Genomic DNA, 17,867 nt, shown 5'->3' on the forward strand with positions numbered 1-17,867 from the left:
GACGGTTTTTTTGTTGATGGCGTGTAAGTGCCCTAATTGTGGGGCTGTCCCGGCAGGTGAGGCGATATCGCTTTCATCCGAGATTCGATATACCAAGGGCGTCAATCCGTTCGCTAAACGATGCGGCTGTTGCGGATTTTATTTATCGCAGAAATACCTTGAGTACAGAATAGAGGAAGAAAATGCGAAGCGATCGCTTTAACATGTTTTTGGATAATCGGACCTGAAAGTATTTTCAGGCTACGCAATGTTTGGGTTGCAGTCGACGATTTCGGGCAGGAGCCGTTCGTCTTAATTGAATGCGCCAAGCGATCATTTATCAAGTTGGCGCAATATCTAATTAACTCGTATAAGACGAGCGCAGCCGATCTGTCGCGCAAAATGGTACTTACGCAAGGCTGGTTCGTTGGTCTAAGGAAGCGCTGAACAAATAGGTTTTCCGCCTGAGTCGAGAGGACAAACCAGCATCGGATGTCACGGTGGTCGAATTCGGGTATTTTTCGCGCCTGGTGCGGGGCCTTGAGACGCGGTTTGGCGCGCCACGGTGGGCGCTTCCAGGTTCAGGACGGAGTTCGGGCGTGAGCGCTTCCAAAAGTTCGGCCGGCCAGCACCAGATTGGCGAACGCGAACAAGGTATGCAGCTGCGCGGTGTTCTTCGCCAGCCCACGGTAACGCGTCTTGCGATGCTTGAACAGGTTCTTCAGCACATGGAACGGATGCTCGACCTTCGCGCGCACGCTGGCCTTGGCCTTCTCCAGCTTTTCCTTGGCGCGGCCCAGCGGGTTCTTCTTCATGGCCTTGCGCACGCTGCGCTTCATCGCGATGTGCCAGATGACCGCCTTGTCCGCGTTCTCCGGGCGTTTGTCGGCCCCCTGGTATCCAGCGTCGCCGAACACCATTTTTTCGTCGCCAGGAAGAAGATTGTGGGTTTGCGTGACGTCGGACACGATGCCCGCCGTGGTCACGAGCGTATGCGTCAGACCGGATTTGGCATCGACGCCGATATGGGCCTTCATGCCGAAGAACCAGTTCTTGCCCTTCTTCGACTGATGCATTTCCGGATCGCGTTTTTCGTCGCGGTTCTTGGTCGAGGGAGGCGCCGCGATCAGGGTCGCGTCGACGATGGTCCCTTCGCGCATCATCAAGCCACGGCTGGCCAGATGCCCGTTGATTTCATCGAAGATCCTGCGTGTCAGGTTGTGCTTTTCGAGCAGACGGCGGAACTTGAGCAGTGTCGGCCAGCCTGCAGGAGATCGACCGCATCACGGCTGCCATCGAGGCCGCCGTGCGCAAGGTGCCGGGCGTGTCGTCCGCGTTGGCCGAGCGGCTGAACGGCGGGCGCTACATCGACGTGCGCATCGACCGCGCGGCCGCGGCGCGATTCGGCATGAACGTGGCCGACGTGCAGGGCGTGATCGCCGCTGCCGTCGGGGGCGACAACATCGGCGAGACGGTGGAAGGGCTGCAGCGCTTCCCGATCAACGTGCGCTACCCGCGCGAAGTGCGCGACTCGCTGGAAAAGCTGCGCGCGCTGCCGCTGCTCACCGAGGCGGGTGCCCAGATCCGGCTCGGCGACGTGGCGACCGTCCGCGTCGCCGATGGGCCTCTCATGCTCAAGAGCGAGAACGCGCGCCTGTCCGGCTGGGTGTACGTCGACGTGCGGGGGCGCGACCTGACGTCGGCCGTACGCGCGATGCAGCACGTGGTCGCGCAGGAGGTTCGGCTGCCGCCGGGGTATTCGGTCTCGTGGTCCGGGCAGTTCGAGTATCTGGAGCGCGCGCTCGCGAAGCTGCGGGTCGTCGTGCCGGCCACGCTGGCCATCATCTTCGTGCTGCTGGTCCTCACGTTCGACCGCTTCGACGAGGCCGCCCTGATCATGGCGACCCTGCCGTTCGCCCTGGCCGGCGGCGCCTGGCTGCTCTGGCTGCTGGGACACGACCTGTCGGTGGCGGGCGGCGTCGGCTTTATCGCGCTGGCGGGCGTGTCGGCGGAGTTCGGCGTGATCATGCTGCTGTACCTGAAGCAGGCCTGGGACGCGCGGCTTGCCGCGGGCAGTGACAGCGAGGCCGAGCTCGTCGAGGCGATCCGCGAAGGGGCGGTCCTGCGCGTGCGGCCGAAGGCGATGACGGTCGCGGTGATCGTTGCCGGCCTCGTGCCGGCGATGATCGGCGGCGGGACCGGCTCGGAGATCATGCAACGGATCGCGGCGCCGATGGTCGGCGGGATGGTCACGGCGCCGCTGCTGTCGATGTTCGTGGTGCCGGCCGTGTATCTGCTGCTGCGGCGGCGGACAATGCGCTTGTCTATGCAACCCGGCTTGCGCGCCGAAATACTTTAGGCTTAAAGTATCTCCCGGTATCGACCGATCTTTTCTCCGGGGGCGCTTCATGACGAGCTTGTCCGCTGCAGAGTCAAGTCCTTCGGCCCATGTCGACACGTTCGCGCGGGATCATCTCCCGCCCGTCGACCTGTGGCCGGACCTCGTGTTCGACCTGCCCGCGCTCCACTATCCCGCGCGGCTGAATTGCGTGGCGGAACTGCTGGACCGCCATGTTGCCGCCGGACGCGGCGGCCGCACCGCCATCGTGGGCGATACGGTCACCTGGACCTACGCCGATCTCATGCAGCGCGTCGACCGCATCGCCCACGTCCTGCGCGCGGACTTGAACCTCGTGCCGGGCAACCGCGTGCTGCTGCGCGGCGCCAACTGCCCGATGATGGCGGCCGCGATCCTCGCCGTGTTCAAGGCCGGCCTCGTGGCCGTTCCGACGATGCCGCTGCTGCGCGCGCGCGAGCTGGGCATCATCCTCGACAAGGCGCGGGTGAACGCCGTGCTGTGCGCGCGCCCGCTCGCGAACGAACTCGAGCAGGTCGCGGGTCACCCGCCCGTCGTGTATTTCCAGGACCCGGACGGCCTGGAAGCGCGCATGGCCCGCCACGCTGCGCCGTTCGCACCGGTGGACACGGCCGCGGACGACGTCTGCCTGATCGCCTTCACGTCCGGCACGACGGGCGTCCCGAAGGGCACGATGCACTTCCACCGCGACATCCTGGCGATCTGCGACTGCTTCCCGCCGCACACGCTGGGCGCGCAGGAGGACGACATCTTCATCGGCACGCCGCCGCTGGCCTTCACGTTCGGCCTGGGCGGGCTGCTGTTGTTTCCCCTGCGCGTGGGCGCGGCCGGCGTGCTGCTCGAAAAGCCGGCGCCGGAAGGCCTGCTCGCCGCGATCGAGCGGTACAAGGCCACGGTCTGCTTCACGGCGCCCACGTTCTACCGCCAGATGACGCCCCTCGTCCCGCGCTACGACCTGCGCTCCCTGCAGAAATGCGTGTCGGCCGGCGAGGCGCTGCCGCTGGCGACGCGGGACGCCTGGAAGACGGCGACCGGCATCGCCATGATCGACGGCATCGGTGCGACCGAGCTGCTGCACATCTTCATCTCGGCCAGCGGCGCGGACATCCGGCCCGGCGCGACCGGCAAGCCCGTCCCCGGCTACCGCGCATGCGTCCTCGACGACGACGGCGCGCCGGTCGGTCCCGGTGTGATCGGACGGCTGGCCGTCAAGGGCCCGACCGGCTGCCGCTACCTGGCCGACGAGCGCCAGCGCGACTATGTGCTGGACGGCTGGAACCTGACAGGCGACAGCTACGAGACGGACGCGGACGGATATTTCTACTATCGCTCGCGCACGGACGACATGATCATCTCGGCCGGCTACAACATCGCCGGCGCGGAGGTGGAAGAGGTGCTGCTGCGCCATCCGGCCGTCGCCGAGTGCGGCGTCGTGGGCCGGGCCGACGAGGAGCGCGGCCAGATCGTGGAGGCGCACGTCGTGCTCAAGCCGGAGTTCGACCCGACGCCGGACACTGCGCGCATGCTGCAGGACTTCGTCAAGGCGCAGATCGCGCCCTACAAATATCCGCGCGCCGTGCGCTTCACCGACAAGCTGCCGCGCACGGAGACGGGCAAGCTGCAGCGCTACAAACTGCGACAATCATGAACATCGTCTGCATCGGCGGCGGGCCCGCCGGCCTGTACTTCGCCCTGCTGATGAAGCGGCAGGACCCGTCGCACCGCCTCGTCGTCGTCGAGCGCAACCGCCCGTACGACACGTTCGGGTGGGGCGTCGTGTTCTCCGACCAGACGCTCGCCAACCTCGTCGCGGCCGACGAGCCGACGGCGCGCAGCATCCTGCAGGCGTTCAATCACTGGGGCGACATCGACGTCTTCTTCAAGGGCGAGCGCATCACGTCCGGCGGCCACGGCTTCTGCGGCATCGGCCGCAAGCGGCTGCTGAACATCCTGCAGCAGCGCTGCGAGGAACTGGGCGTGGAACTCGTGTTCGAGACCGACGTGCAGGACGACGAGGCCGTCGCCGCGCGCTACGAAGCGGACCTCGTCGTCGCGGCCGACGGCATCAACAGCCGCACGCGGGCGCGCCATGCGGCCACGTTCCGGCCGTCCGTCGAGACGCGCCGCTGCCGCTTCGTGTGGCTCGGCACGAAGCAGACATTCGACGCGTTCACGTTCGTGTTCAAGGAGACGCCGTTCGGCTGGTTCCAGGCCCACGTCTACCAGTTCGATGGCGACACCTCCACGTTCATCGTCGAGACGCCTGAAGACGCCTGGCGGCGCGCGGGCCTGGCCGACATGCCGCAGGAAGCCGGCATCGCCTTTTGCGAGCGGCTGTTCGCGGAGCACCTGGACGGTCATCCGTTGCTGTCGAACGCCACGCACCTGCGCGGGGCCGCGATCTGGATCGCGTTCCCCCGCATCGTCTGCGAGCAGTGGGTGCACTGGAACGGCGGCTTGCCCGTCGTGCTGATGGGCGATGCGGCGCACACGGCGCACTTCTCGATCGGGTCCGGCACCAAGCTGGCGCTGGAAGATGCGATCGAACTGGCGCGCTGCCTGCGCGACCACGGCAGCGACGTGCGCGCGGCGCTGGAGGCGTACCAGGCGAGCCGCTCGGTCGAGGTGCTGAAGATCCAGTCGGCCGCGCGCAATTCGATGGAGTGGTTCGAGAACGTGGAGCGCTACGGCGCGCTGGACGCGGAGCAGTTCGCGTACTCGATGCTCACGCGCAGCCAGCGCATTTCGCACGAGAACCTGCGTTTGCGCGACCCCGGCTATGTCGCGCATTTCGAGGACTGGTTCGCGCGCCGAGCCTGCGCGCAGGCGGGCGTGGCGCTGCCCGAGAACACGCACGTGCCGCCCATGTTCACGCCGCTGCGCGTGCGCGACGTGTTCCTGAAGAACCGCATCGTCGTCTCGCCGATGGCGCAGTATTCGGCCGTCGACGGCGTGCCCGGCGACTACCACCTCGTGCACCTGGGCGCCCGGGCAATGGGCGGGGCGGCGCTCGTGATGGCCGAGATGACGTGCGTGTCGGCCGATGCCCGCATCACGCCGGCCTGTCCGGGCATGTATGCGCCCGAACACACGGCGGCGTGGCAGCGCATCGTGGCCTTCGTGCACGGCCGGACGGATGCGCGCATCGGCATCCAGCTGGGCCATGCCGGCCCGAAAGGTTCCACGCGCCCGATGTGGGACGGTATCGACCAGCCGCTCCCGGACCGCAACTGGCCGCTGATCGCGGCTTCGGAACAGCAGTACCTGCCGGGCATCTCGCAGGTCGCGCGTGCCGCGACGGAAGCGGATCTCGTGCGGGTGGAGGCGGACTTCGTGCGCGCGACGCTCGCGGCCGACGCGGCCGGCTTCGACTGGCTCGAACTGCATTGCGCGCACGGCTACCTGCTGTCGTCGTTCATCTCGCCGCTGACGAACCGGCGCGAGGACGAGTACGGCGGCAGCCTCGAAAACCGCTGCCGCTATCCGCTGCGCGTGTTCCGCGCGATGCGCGCCGTGTGGCCGGCCGGGAAGCCGATGAGCGTGCGCATCTCGGCGCACGACTGGGTCGACGGCGGCATCACGCCCGCGGACGCCGTGCACATCGCGCGCCTGTTCAAGGAGGCGGGCGCGGACATGATCGATTGCTCGTCGGGCCAGGTCAGCAAGGAAGAGAAGCCCGTGTTCGGCCGCATGTACCAGACTCCGTTCGCGGACCGCATCCGCAACGAGGCCGGGATTCCGACGATCGCCGTCGGCTCGATCTACGAGGCGGACCACGCGAACAGCATCATCGCGGCCGGGCGCGCGGACTTGTGCGCGGTGGGCCGGCCGCACCTGGCGAATCCCGCGTGGACGCTGGCGGAAGCGGCGCGGATCGGCGTCACGGCGGTCGCGTGGCCGAAGCAGTATCTGGCCGGGAAGGCGCAGCTGGAACGGAATATGAAACGCGAACGCCAGGCGGAGGGCTGATGGAGACGTTACAGGGAAAGCACGCGGTCGTGACGGGTGCCAGCCGCGGCATCGGCCTCGCGATCGCGCGCGCGCTGCGGGCGCACGGCGCGCGCGTCACGCTGATGGCGCGCGATGCCCGCGTGCTCGCGGCCGCGGCCGCGGAACTGGGCGACGAAACCGCCTGGCAGACGGTGGACGTGACGGACGCGGAGGCCGTGTCGGCCGCCTTTGCGCGCGCGGGCGCCGTGGATATCCTCGTCAATAACGCGGGCCAGGCCGCGTCGGCGCCGTTCGGGCGCACGGATGCCGCGCTGTGGCAGCGCATGCTGGACGTGAACCTGACCGGTGCCTATCACTGCATGCAGGCCGCGCTGCCCGGCATGCTGGATGCGGGCTGGGGCCGGGTCGTCAACGTCGCGTCGACGGCCGGCCTCACGGGCTACCGCTACGTGGCCGCGTATTGCGCGGCGAAGCATGGTCTCGTCGGCCTCACGCGCGCGCTCGCGCTGGAGGTGGCGGCGCGCGGCGTCACCGTCAACGCCGTGTGTCCGGGCTTCACGGACACGCACATCGTGGCCGATGCCGTCGCCAATATCGTCCGCAAGACCGGGCGCACTGCCGACGCCGCGCGCGCGGAACTGGCGGCCGGCAATCCGCAGGGACGGCTCGTGCAGCCGGACGAAGTGGCGCACGCCGTCGCGTGGCTGTGCATGCCCGGAGCGGCCGCGATGAACGGTCAGGCCATCGCGGTGGCGGGCGGGGAGGTGATGTGACGCCGGCCGACGATGCCCCGCTCGACCTGAAGCTGTGGCTGCGGCTGCTGTCCTGCACGGTGCGCGTGGAGAACACGATCCGCAGCCGGCTGCGGACCACGTTCGGCATCACGTTGCCGCGCTTCGACCTGATGGCGCAGCTGGAACGTCACCCGGACGGCTTGCGGATGGGCGAATTGTCGAAACGGATGATGGTCACGGGCGGCAACGTGACGGGCATCGCCGACCAGCTGGAACGCGAAGAGCTCATCCTGCGCGTGCCCGACCCGCAGGACGGACGGGCGTTCATGCTGAGGCTGACGCCGCGCGGGCGCACCGCGTTCGCGCAAATGGCGGCCGTGCACCAGGGCTGGGTGGCCGACCTGTTCGGCGACATCTCCCCGGACGACAAGGCCACCATGATCGCCTTGCTGGACACGATGAAGCGGCAATTGAATACGCATTCGAGCGACAAGGACTAGGAGACCCCATGCACCGCACGCAGCTGGCCGGCTACCGCGCCGAACATTTTCTCTACGAGGCCGACGGCGGCGTCGCCACCATCACGCTGAACCGCCCCGAGCGCAAGAACCCGCTGACGTTCGACTCCTACGCGGAGCTGCGCGACCTGTTCCGCGCGCTCGCGTATGCGGACGACGTGAAGGCCGTCGTGCTGACGGGCGCGGGCGGGAATTTCTGCTCGGGCGGCGACGTCCACGAGATCATCGGGCCGCTCACGCAACTGGACATGCCGGGCCTGCTCGCGTTCACGCGCATGACGGGCGACCTCGTGAAGGCGATGCTCGGCTGCCCGCAGCCCGTCGTGGCGGCCGTCGACGGCGTGTGCGCGGGCGCCGGCGCGATCCTCGCGATGGCGTCCGACCTGCGCCTCGCCAGCCCCCGCGCGCGTACGGCGTTCCTGTTCACGAAGGTCGGCCTGGCGGGCTGCGACATGGGCGCGTGTTCCATCCTGCCGCGCCTCATCGGCCAGGGACGGGCGGCGGAACTGCTGTACACGGGCCGCGCGATGTCGGCCGAGGAGGGCGAGCGCTGGGGCTTTTATAACCGCCTGTGCGCGCCCGACGAGGTGAGGGGCGAGGCGCAGCGCCTCGCGCGCAGTCTCGCGGAAGGGCCGACGTTCGCGCACGGGATGACGAAGACAATGCTGCGGCAGGAGTGGACGATGGGGATTCTTGAAGCCCTCGAGGCCGAGGCGCAGGCGCAGGCGATCTGCATGGCGACCGGCGACTTCAAGCGCGCCTACGACGCGTTCGTCGCGAAAACCACACCCCGCTTCGAAGGAGACTGACATGGCGGACAAGTCCTATCTCGACTGGCCGTTCTTCGACGGGCGGCACGTTGACCTGGAAGCGGCGCTGGATGAATGGGCCGCCGCGCACGTGCGCGACCTGCACGGCGCGGACGTCGATGCCGATTGCCGGCGCCTCGTGCGGATGCTGGGCGAAGGCGGCTGGCTGCGGCACGCGATCGGCGGGGCCGCTTCTCCCATCGACACACGTGCCATCTGCCTGATCCGCGAGACGCTGGCGCGCCACAACGGCCTCGCCGATTTCGCCTTCGCCATGCAGGGCCTGGGCTCCGGCGCGATCAGCCTGTTCGGGACGGAGGCCCAGCGCGAACGCTACCTGCCGCGCGTGGCCCGCGGCGGGGCCATCGCGGCGTTCGCGCTGTCCGAGCCGGACGCCGGTTCCGATGTCGCCGCGCTGCGCTGCTCAGCGCGGCTTGAGGGCGACGCGTACGTCCTCGACGGCGAGAAGACGTGGATTTCGAATGGCGGCATCGCGGACTTCTACGTCGTGTTCGCGCGCACGGGCGAAGCGCCGGGCGCGCGCGGCATCAGCGCGTTCGTCGTCGACGCGGACACGCCCGGCTTCACGATCGCGGAACGGATCGCCATCATCGCACCGCACCCGCTGGCGCGGCTGCGGTTCGAGGGTTGCCGGGTGCCGGCGGCGCAGCGCATCGGCGCGGCCGGGCAGGGGTTCAAGGTGGCGATGGCGACGCTGGACGTGTTCCGCACATCCGTCGCGGCGGCCGCCCTCGGGTTCGCGCGCCGCGCATTCGACGACGCGCTGGCCCATGCGACGCGGCGGCGGATGTTCGGCCAGACGCTCGCGGATTTCCAGCTGACGCAGGCGAAGCTCGCGCAGATGGCCACGCACATCGACGCGAGCGCGCTGCTGACGTACCGGGCGGCGTGGCAGCGCGACCGCGGCGGCAAGGTGACGAAGGAAGCGGCGATGGCGAAGATGACGGCGACCGAGTCGGCACAGCAGGTGATCGACGCGGCGGTGCAGATGTTCGGCGGCCTCGGCGTCACGAGCGGCCATCCGGCCGAGCGCCTGTATCGCGAGATCCGCGCGTTGCGCATCTACGAGGGCGCCACCGAAGTACAGCAACTGATCATCGCGCGCGAACTGCTGCGCGCGGCAAAGGAAGAACCATGATGGAGATACTGCAACCACCCGGCTGGCCGCGCCCGCGCGGGTACGCGAACGGCATCGCGGCGCGCGGCCGGCTCGTGTTCGTGAGCGGGATGATCGGCTGGAACGCGGACGGGCAGTTCGACAGCGACGATTTCACGGCGCAGGCCGGACAGGCGCTGCGTAACATCGTCGAGGTGTTGCGCGAGGCGGGGGCGCGACCGGAACACATCGTACGCATGACGTGGTACGTGGTCGACCGGCGCGAATACCTGGCCGCCGGCAGTGCCCTCGGCGCTATCTATCGCGAGATCGTCGGCGTCCATTATCCGTCCATGACGGCCGTCGAAGTGAGTGCGCTGGTCGAGGACCGCGCCCGCGTGGAAATCGAGGCGACAGCGGTCGTGCCGGACTGATACCGATTCTGGTATCGATCACAAATATTTCGGAATGACAGGTTTTATACCGGTTTACGCATGCTAGACTCCTCGAGGGGTATCGATAACATCCGCGTTGTCGGGGATCCCGAAAAAACAATACCGAACAGGAGACTACAATGCGTAAATCCCGTACCCGCACGCCCATGTTGCGGGCAGCGGCGCTGGCGGTGTCGCTCGCCGTCGCGAGCCTGCTGCCCGCCGCGCACGACGCCGTCGCGGCCGACACGATCCAGACCATCCTCACGAGCTACCAGCCCGCCATCAACGAGTTCACCGACGCGAACGGCTTCAAACATCCCGGCGTCGGCCTCACGAAGGAAGTGCTGGAGAACCTGCGCACGGAAGTGCAGGCGCAGAAGGAGCCCTGGAACACCTATTTCAACATGATGCTGTTGTCCGGCGCGGCATCGAAGACGGTGGCATCGAAAAACCAGAGCAGCGCGGATCCGACGAAGCCGGCGGTGGTGGCGTTCAACAGCCAGGGCGTGGAATCGAAATTCATCGCGGACGCGCTGTCCGCGTACACCCAGTCCATCCTGTACTACGTGACGGGCGACGAGACCTACCGCGCCAACGCGATGCGCCTGATCCGCATCTGGGCGCAGATGGATCCCACCCAGTACGTGTATTACACGGACGCGCACATCCACACGGGCATTCCCATGAGCCGGATGATGGCGGCGGCCGACATCATGCGCACCACGACGTGCCAGACGGCGGCGCTGGCCTGGACCGACCAGGACACGGTGAACCTGACGAACAACCTGATCGTGCCCGTCACGGAAACGTTCAACCACAGCCCCAATCACTTCATGAACCAGCACCTGTACGCGCTGCTGGGGTCCATGTCCGGCTATATCTTCACGGGCAACCGGGCCCGCTGGAACGAGGGCGTCGAGTGGTTCACGATCAACAGGACGGCCGTCGACCAGGGCCAGAACGGGGCCATCAAGCAGCTGTTCCGTCTCGTGACGAAGAACGACCTGACCGGCGAAGCCGTGACGCCGATGGTGGAGCACGTGGAAATGGGACGCGACCAGGCGCACGGCGCCGGCGACGTCACGAACATGAGTATCCTTGCGCGCCTGCTGATGTCGCAGAACCAGAAGATCGACCCCGTCAACGGCACGCCATCGGCGGCGCCGGATGCCGTGGGGCCGTACGAATTCCTGAACGACCGCATCCTCGACGCCACGGAGTATTTCGCCGGCTTCATGCTGGGCTACGACACGCCCTGGGTGCCGACGGCCGCGCACACGGACGCCAACGGTGTGCCGACCGTCGTCTACAAGACGCTGCAGGGCGGCTACCGGGGCCGCCTCACGCAGAATACGTGGGAGCCGTACTACTATTACAAGTACACGCGCGGGCTGGACATGAACCAGCGCGCACCCAACTATACCCGCATGTTCGCCGACCGCACGGTGTACAACTGGGACGGCGTGGACGGCGGCGGCGACTTCTGGCTCTTCATGCCGCCCGCTGCGGAAAGCGAGGGCACGCAATTCCTGGTCAAGCCCATCGTCGATCCGGTGCGCGAAGTGGAGGACCGTTTCACGTCGCTCGACGGCTTCGGGACCGCCATGCAGGACGACACCGCGTCGTTCATTCGCGTCGCGGCCACGGGAGCGGGCAGCAGGCTGGCCGTCATCGGCTACGGCAACGGGACGCGCAGCGTGGCATTCCGCGTGCGGACCAACGGCGAAGCATCGGTGGACGCGTTCGGCGACACCATCCTGCTGCCGGACACGCAGGGCCAGTGGCGCTATGTGAGCTATGCATTCGGCCAGTACCAGGGCCTCGGCGACTACCTGCCCCTCACCGTCAAGGGCGCCGGCACGACGGTCGACATCGACCACATCAACGTCAACCCGGGCGCCTCGATCACGCCGCCCGTGTTCACGAGCGGCGACGCGGACCTGAGCCTGTACACGAACGCCGGCTCCACGGCGACCGTGTCGTACAGCTTCGCGGCGACGGACGCCACGGCCACCGACGTCCTGACGTACACGATCGACCACCTGCCGCCCGGCGCCCAGTTCGACACGAAGACGGGCGCGTTCGCATGGGTGCCCACGCAGGCCGGCACCTTCAGCTTCATCGTCACGACGACCGACGGCACGGTCGTCACGTCGAAGGCCGTGCAGGTCGTCGTCGGCGCGGACCGCCAGTCCGCCATCGCCGCCGTGACGGCCGGGTACAAGCCCGACACGCTGTACACGACCCCGAGCCTGGCCGCCTACAACGCGGCGTATGCCGACGCGACGAGTGCGGTGTCGACGGCGACCGACGACCAGTTCTACCAGAAGCTGGGCGCGCTGCAGACGGCGTTGAAAGGGCTGTCCGAGCTGACGCCGCTGCTGGCCGACGGCAGCATGAACTACGCGAACATGTTCGTCTCGTCCACCTTCGGCACGCAGGTGCCGAATGCGCTGGACGGCACGCCCGATTCGTTCGTCGGCTATTACCTGGCCCAGAACCTCACCTATTACTTCGACTTCGGCCCGGGCTACAAGGTCAACGCCACCGCCTTCGGCATCCAGGCGCGTACGTCCTTCCCCGAGCGGGGCGGCGGCGTCGTCGCCTTCGGTTCGAACGACAACGAGAACTGGGTCCGCCTGACGCCGGGCATGACCGTCGTGACGGAGGACATGCAGACCCTGGCCGTCAGCGACGACCTCAAGGACCAGCAGTACCGCTTCCTGAAGGTGCAGATGATCCAGCCGTCGAGCTCCATGTTCGAGATGGGCGAATTCCGGATCTCCGGCACGCGCCACGAGACGGTCAACCTGCTGTCGTCCGTGTCGATCGGATCCGACCAGGCGCTCAGGAAGCGCATCGTTCCGGGCAATACGGTCAAGCTGAACTTCCAGGCGACGGCGCCGATCAACGCCGTGGCCGCGACGATCCAGGGCGTCCCGGCCCAGGTGACGACGGCCGACAACGTGAACTACACGGCCAGCGCCGTCATGCCGGGCGACGCGCAGCCGGGCACCGTCAAGTTCACCCTGAATTACAAGACCGGGGCCGGCGCCGACGCGGAACCCGTGCTGTTCACGACCGACAGCTCGTCGCTGTTCATCGCGGACCAGACGAACTACCTGGGCAACCTGCTGGCCATCACGAGCCTGCGGGATTCCAGCGGCCGCAACCCGACCGACCTGCTGGCGACGGTGAACACCCTGTTCGACGGCAATCTCGGTACCGGGACGGACTTCCGCGTCAACGGCAGCGGCTACGGCGGCTGGGTGATGTTCGACTTCAAGGAAGGCGGCAAGGCCACGATCCAGCGCGCGGAAGTGATCGGCCGCCAGGACCAGTACTCGTCGCGCATCAACGGCACCGTCGTGCAGGGCTCGAACGACAACGCGGCGTGGACGACACTCTCCAACGCGGCCGGGAACACGGCCGACTGGCAGACCCTGACCGTGGCGAACCCGCAGCCTTACCGCTACATCCGCGTCATCAACGGTAATAACTGGTACGGGAACATGGAAGAACTGCGCCTGTACGGCGTCGCCGAATCGTCGAACAAGATCGCGACCGTGTCGATGAGTTCCGCGCAGGCGCTGCGCACGCGCATCGTGCCCGGGAATGCCGTCAAGCTGGCGTTCACGGCGAAGGAGGCGATCAGCGGCGTCGGCGTCACGATCCAGGGCGTGCCCGCCACGGTGACGACGACCGACAACATCAACTTCACGGCCACGGCGACCTTGCCCCAGGGCGTGGCGGCGGGTGCGGTCACTTTCGCCATCGGCTACACCCAGGCCAACGGCCAGCCCGGCTTCACGAGCACGGCCACGACCGACAATACGGGCCTGACGCTGGTGGACGAGGCGGACACGATCCGTAACGTGCCGACCGTCGCCACCCTGATCGATTCCACGGTCAACCGCCCGGCCGCCACCACGCAGGCCGTCGTCACGAGCCTGTTCGACGCCAACCTGGGTTCGATCTCGGACTTCCGCACCGGCAGCAACAACTCGGGCGTGGGCGCGTATGTGATCTTCGACTTCAAGGCCGGCAACCAGGTGAACCTGACGGGCGTGGAACTGGCACCGCGCCAGGACAACAACTATGCGCGCATCAAGGGCACCGTGATCCAGGGCTCGAACGACAACACGACGTGGACGACGTTGACCACGCCAGCCGTGTCGACGCTCGAGTGGCAATCGTTCCCCGTCGCCAGCCCGACGCCGTACCGCTACATCCGTATCTATAACGGCGGCACCTGGTACGGCAACCTGTCCGAAGTGCGCCTGCATGGTTCGCTGCATGGCGCCGACACGGCGCCGCCCGTGACGACCGCGAGCACGAGCGCGACACCTGCGACGAACGTGACGGTCACGCTGTCGGCCACGGATACGGGCGGCAGCGTGAAGGCGACGTATTACACGGTGGACGGCGGCGCGCAGCAGACCGGAACGACGGTGTCATTGAACACGACCGGCAGCCACACGGTCGCCTACTGGAGCGTCGACGCGGCCGGCAACACCGAGGCGCAGCACACGCTGGCCGTGAACGTCGCGCCGGTGGACGTCGGCGCGAGCGTCAGGATGACCCAGCAGGGCGCGACCCTGAACCGCATGACCGGCAAATACGTGGGCGGTGTGACCGTCACGAACACCGGCACGACCCCGCTGGCGGGGCCGTTGTGGCTCGCGCTGAACGGCCTGACAAGCGGCGTCACGCTCGACAACGCGGGCGGCACGACGGGGGGCGTACCGTACGTCGCCGTCGCGGGGCCGCTGAATCCGGGCGCGACGCTCACCGTGCCGCTGACGTTCACCAATCCGAACCGTGTCGCGATCGGCTACGTGCCGGCGCTGTACCAACCCCATTTCTGAGGACAGCCATGATCATCCGATTCAAATCCCTTGTTTCCGCCCTCGCGCTGATGCTGGCGGCGAGCGCCGGCACCGCGTCGGCCGAAATGATCCACGTCGCGATCGACACGTCGACGTTCGGCGCCGCCACGGGCTACGTGGATATGCAACTGTCCGCCAGCAGCGGCGTGCCGCTGGCCACCGCGCTGGTCAGCAACATGGTGGGCTTCGACAGCACGGCGTTCATCGATTCGTGGGGCGTGACGCCCGTCGCGGGCGGCTACCTGTTCCGCAACGATACGTCGAACGACCTGTTCCACGCCGTGGACTTCGGCGGGACCCTGTCGTTCGACCTGACCTTCGCGGGCGCGCCGGATCCGCTGACGAGCTATGTGTCGCATTTCGTCGTGGCGGCGTTCGACGACACGTTCGCGCCGCTCGGCCACTATGATCCGTTCACGGGCGCGCTGGCCGATTTCACGTGGACGCCGGCGCTGGACGCGCAAGGGCAGGGGACGATCGCCGGCACGTTGTCGGATCCCGCCGTGACGGCGGTGCCCGAACCGGCGGGATACTGGCTGGCGGCGATCGGGTTGTCGGCGCTGGCGCTCGCGCGCCGGCGCCGGGTGTGACGGGCTGGAAGGTCAGCTGGCGGCGATCAGCGCGGCGATGTCGGCCGCCGCCAGCGCGCCGCGATAGATGCGGAACTCGTCGATGCGGCCGTTGAAATATGGGTCGCCCGCATACTGCGAGCGGCCGATCCAGTTCCGGGTCGTGCCGCCCAGCTGCCACGGCGGCAGGAATTCCGCGCTATTGGTGCCGACCGCGGTGCCGTTCACGTACAGGGTGGCCAGCTGCCCCGACAGGGTGACGGCCACGTGCACCCACTGCGCGGTCGGCAGCGCGGCCGTCCCCGTCACGGCCTGTTCGCCCTTGCCGCCGTCGACGGTGATGGCGAAGCGCACGACGCCGCTGCCGGAGCGCGGCGTCAGGAACATGTAGCGGCCCGTGCCCGAGCCGAAGTCGAAGATCCGTTCCCAATTCCGTGACGCGTTCCAATATACCCAGCAGGCCACGGTGAAATCGGTGAGGTCGGTGACCAGGTTCGCGGGCAGGCTCACGTAATCCGTGCTGCCGTTCAGCGCCGGCGCGCTGCCCGATTTGCCGGTGCCCCACGTGGCGCTGCCCGTCAGCGTGCCCGCGTGACCCTGGCCGCTGGCGTCGGACAGGTTCGTCCCGGTGCCGTCGTTACACGCCAGGTACGTGTGCAGCGTCTTGCCGACCTTGGCGGTGGCGCGGTTCGAATCGGCCGTCTCGCCCGCCGGCGTGATGGCGGAAACGACGTAGTACCAGGTGCCCGCGCCCGGATTGTCGGTGTACGTCAGCAGGTCGGTGATGCCGCTCGCAATCGTGGTCCAGGGACCGCTCGTCGACGTGGCGCGCTTGACCTTGTAGCTCGTCGCGTAGGCGCTGCCCCACCACGACAATTCCACGCCGCCCGCCGGGGTCCGCGCTTTCAGGCCGCTGGGCGGCACGCCGGCGGAGATCGGGTCGCGCGTGCAGGTGAGGGTGCCGTAGCCCAGCTGGTCGTAGCCGCCGCTCGTCGAGCCGTAGTTGCCGCCGCCGCCTTCGGGCTGGATTTGCAGGGCGAACATCTTCGAATACGGCGCCGCGAGGCCCTTGCGGTTCACGTAGTGGTTGTAGACCAGCGCCCAGCAGGGGCGCACGTTGCCCCGGCTGTTCGTCGACAGGACGCCCTGGTTGACGTTGTCGGCGTTGTTGTAGGGGACGTACGGCACCGTGTAGTACGTCGTGCCGGACTGGATCAGGTTCGCCTTGGCCACGTATTCCGCGCCCATCAGGAAGCGGTTGTTGTCGTAGCCGTACAGGTCCACGCCCTGGTTCCAGGCCATCTCGCACAGCGCGCCCATCAGCGCGATGCCGAGCGTGTTGTGGCCCTGGTCGCGTCCCGATTCCTGCCATTGGCCGAGGAAGCCCGGGTGGACGTAGTACACGGCCTGAGCGACGGCCCCGTTGCCCGCGCCCGACTTGAAATAGGCGACGGCTTCGTCGAACAGGCCCCGGTCGTCGCACAGCACGCCGATGGCGAGGATCGACGCCATCTGGCACAGGTCCCAGTTGGCCCAGTAATGCGTGACGTCGGTGTTGTTATGGCGGATGAGGAAGTCGTGGTTGATCGGATAGAACACGGTCTTCATCATGTTCTGGAACGCTGCGAGATCCGCCGCGGCCCAACCGGTGTAGGTGCGCATGATCTCGCCCGCGTTGGCGAATTCGTAGCCGTAGATGCCGGCGGCAAGGGCGGCGTCCGTCGTGCCCTGGATCGAGGCGAGGGTGGACGACCACGCATTCATGATCTGTACGGCCTTGTCCGCATAGGCCGTGTCGCCCGAGATCTTCCAGCGGACGGCGCACGCATACGCGGCGGCCACGTCGTTGAACAGGGTCGAATAGTTTTCCGGATGGACGCCGTCGTAGCCGCGGTACACGACGGTCTGCGGGTGCGGCGTGTAGGACAGGCTGGCGTGCGAATTATTGACCAGCAGGTTCCAGCTGCCCGACCACGGCGACGTGTTGTACTTCGCCTTCATGCGGTCGAAGTCGGCCTGCGTGTGCAGCAGGCCCGGATGGACGAAGGCGGTGGCGGCACCCGTGCCGCTCATCGTGCCGGTGGCGAGCGTGCGGGTGGCCGGTGCCTCGGCGCCGCCGCCCGCGCCGCAGCCGGCGAGCGCGAGGGCGCCGAGTCCCATCAGGAAGTCGCGGCGTCCCAGCAGGGAGCGCGACACCGCGTCGGGGGCTTCGGCCGGGGTCAGGGCGGATGTCAGGGCGGGGGCGTTGCAGTCGTTCGGTTCCATTTTTTTCATTGGTAGTCTCCATGCCATGCAGGCGAATGTTGAACTGCGATCGAAGGTGCTGCCGTACTGCCGCGCCGATGCTAGCACGTATGCATCTGCTTTGTTATCGTTAACCGCGACCTGGATCAACCCCGCTGCCATGTCCAAAACATATCCATTTCGATAAAAAAGGCATGCCTGCGGCGCCACCGCCACCGTTATGATGTGCCGGTATCGTAGGTC

General features: G+C 67.4%; 10 protein-coding genes and 2 pseudogenes. 10 read left to right on the plus strand and 2 right to left on the minus strand.

Going from position 1 to position 17,867, the window contains the following annotated elements:
* Window positions 1-560: 560 nt before the first annotated feature.
* Window positions 561-1,235, minus strand: a pseudogene (locus ACEN98_RS30040) (IS5 family transposase); the annotation flags it as partial.
* An 8-nt stretch (window positions 1,236-1,243) separates the two neighbouring features.
* Here ACEN98_RS30040 and ACEN98_RS30045 point away from each other — a divergent pair.
* The 10 genes and pseudogenes from ACEN98_RS30045 to ACEN98_RS30090 form a co-directional block, all read left to right on the plus strand.
* Window positions 1,244-2,338 (plus strand): annotated as a pseudogene (locus ACEN98_RS30045) (efflux RND transporter permease subunit); the annotation flags it as partial.
* A 49-nt stretch (window positions 2,339-2,387) separates the two neighbouring features.
* Window positions 2,388-4,004, plus strand: a complete 1,617-nt coding sequence (locus ACEN98_RS30050; RefSeq protein ID WP_413388483.1) for an AMP-binding protein — start codon at window positions 2,388-2,390, stop codon at window positions 4,002-4,004.
* Entirely contained in the window at window positions 4,001-6,325 is a 2,325-nt protein-coding gene (locus ACEN98_RS30055; protein WP_413388484.1) for a bifunctional salicylyl-CoA 5-hydroxylase/oxidoreductase, read from the plus strand. The genes ACEN98_RS30050 and ACEN98_RS30055 overlap by 4 nt, the downstream gene beginning before the upstream one ends.
* On the plus strand, window positions 6,325-7,080 hold the full coding sequence (locus ACEN98_RS30060; protein ID WP_413388485.1) for an SDR family NAD(P)-dependent oxidoreductase: 756 nt from the start codon (window positions 6,325-6,327) through the stop codon (window positions 7,078-7,080). The genes ACEN98_RS30055 and ACEN98_RS30060 overlap by 1 nt, the downstream gene beginning before the upstream one ends.
* A complete protein-coding gene (locus tag ACEN98_RS30065; protein WP_413388486.1) occupies window positions 7,077-7,541 on the plus strand; it encodes a MarR family winged helix-turn-helix transcriptional regulator in 465 nt (154 codons plus the stop codon). The genes ACEN98_RS30060 and ACEN98_RS30065 overlap by 4 nt, the downstream gene beginning before the upstream one ends.
* An 8-nt stretch (window positions 7,542-7,549) precedes the next feature.
* Complete coding sequence (locus tag ACEN98_RS30070) at window positions 7,550-8,368, plus strand: enoyl-CoA hydratase family protein (RefSeq protein ID WP_413388487.1); 819 nt, start codon at window positions 7,550-7,552, stop codon at window positions 8,366-8,368.
* 1 nt (window position 8,369) lies between these two features.
* Complete coding sequence (locus ACEN98_RS30075; RefSeq protein ID WP_413388488.1) at window positions 8,370-9,527, plus strand: acyl-CoA dehydrogenase family protein; 1,158 nt, start codon at window positions 8,370-8,372, stop codon at window positions 9,525-9,527.
* Window positions 9,527-9,919, plus strand: a complete 393-nt coding sequence (locus ACEN98_RS30080; RefSeq protein WP_413389111.1) for a RidA family protein — start codon at window positions 9,527-9,529, stop codon at window positions 9,917-9,919. Before ACEN98_RS30075 ends, ACEN98_RS30080 begins: the two co-directional genes overlap by 1 nt.
* 140 nt (window positions 9,920-10,059) lie before the next feature.
* Window positions 10,060-14,790, plus strand: a complete 4,731-nt coding sequence (locus tag ACEN98_RS30085; protein WP_413388490.1) for a discoidin domain-containing protein — start codon at window positions 10,060-10,062, stop codon at window positions 14,788-14,790.
* A gap of 8 nt (window positions 14,791-14,798) precedes the next feature.
* Window positions 14,799-15,401: an NF038129 family PEP-CTERM protein gene (locus ACEN98_RS30090; protein ID WP_413388491.1), complete on the plus strand. Its 603-nt coding sequence runs from the start codon at window positions 14,799-14,801 to the stop codon at window positions 15,399-15,401.
* Window positions 15,402-15,413: 12 nt separating this feature from the next.
* On the opposite strand, the gene ACEN98_RS30095 is transcribed toward ACEN98_RS30090, so the two are convergent.
* Complete coding sequence (locus ACEN98_RS30095; RefSeq protein ID WP_413389112.1) at window positions 15,414-17,540, minus strand: LamG-like jellyroll fold domain-containing protein; 2,127 nt, start codon at window positions 17,538-17,540, stop codon at window positions 15,414-15,416.
* Window positions 17,541-17,867 lie beyond the last annotated feature (327 nt).

Origin of the sequence: Massilia sp. CT11-137 (assembly GCF_047302885.1) — a bacterium.
Taxonomy (GTDB): domain Bacteria; phylum Pseudomonadota; class Gammaproteobacteria; order Burkholderiales; family Burkholderiaceae_D; genus Telluria; species Telluria orientalis.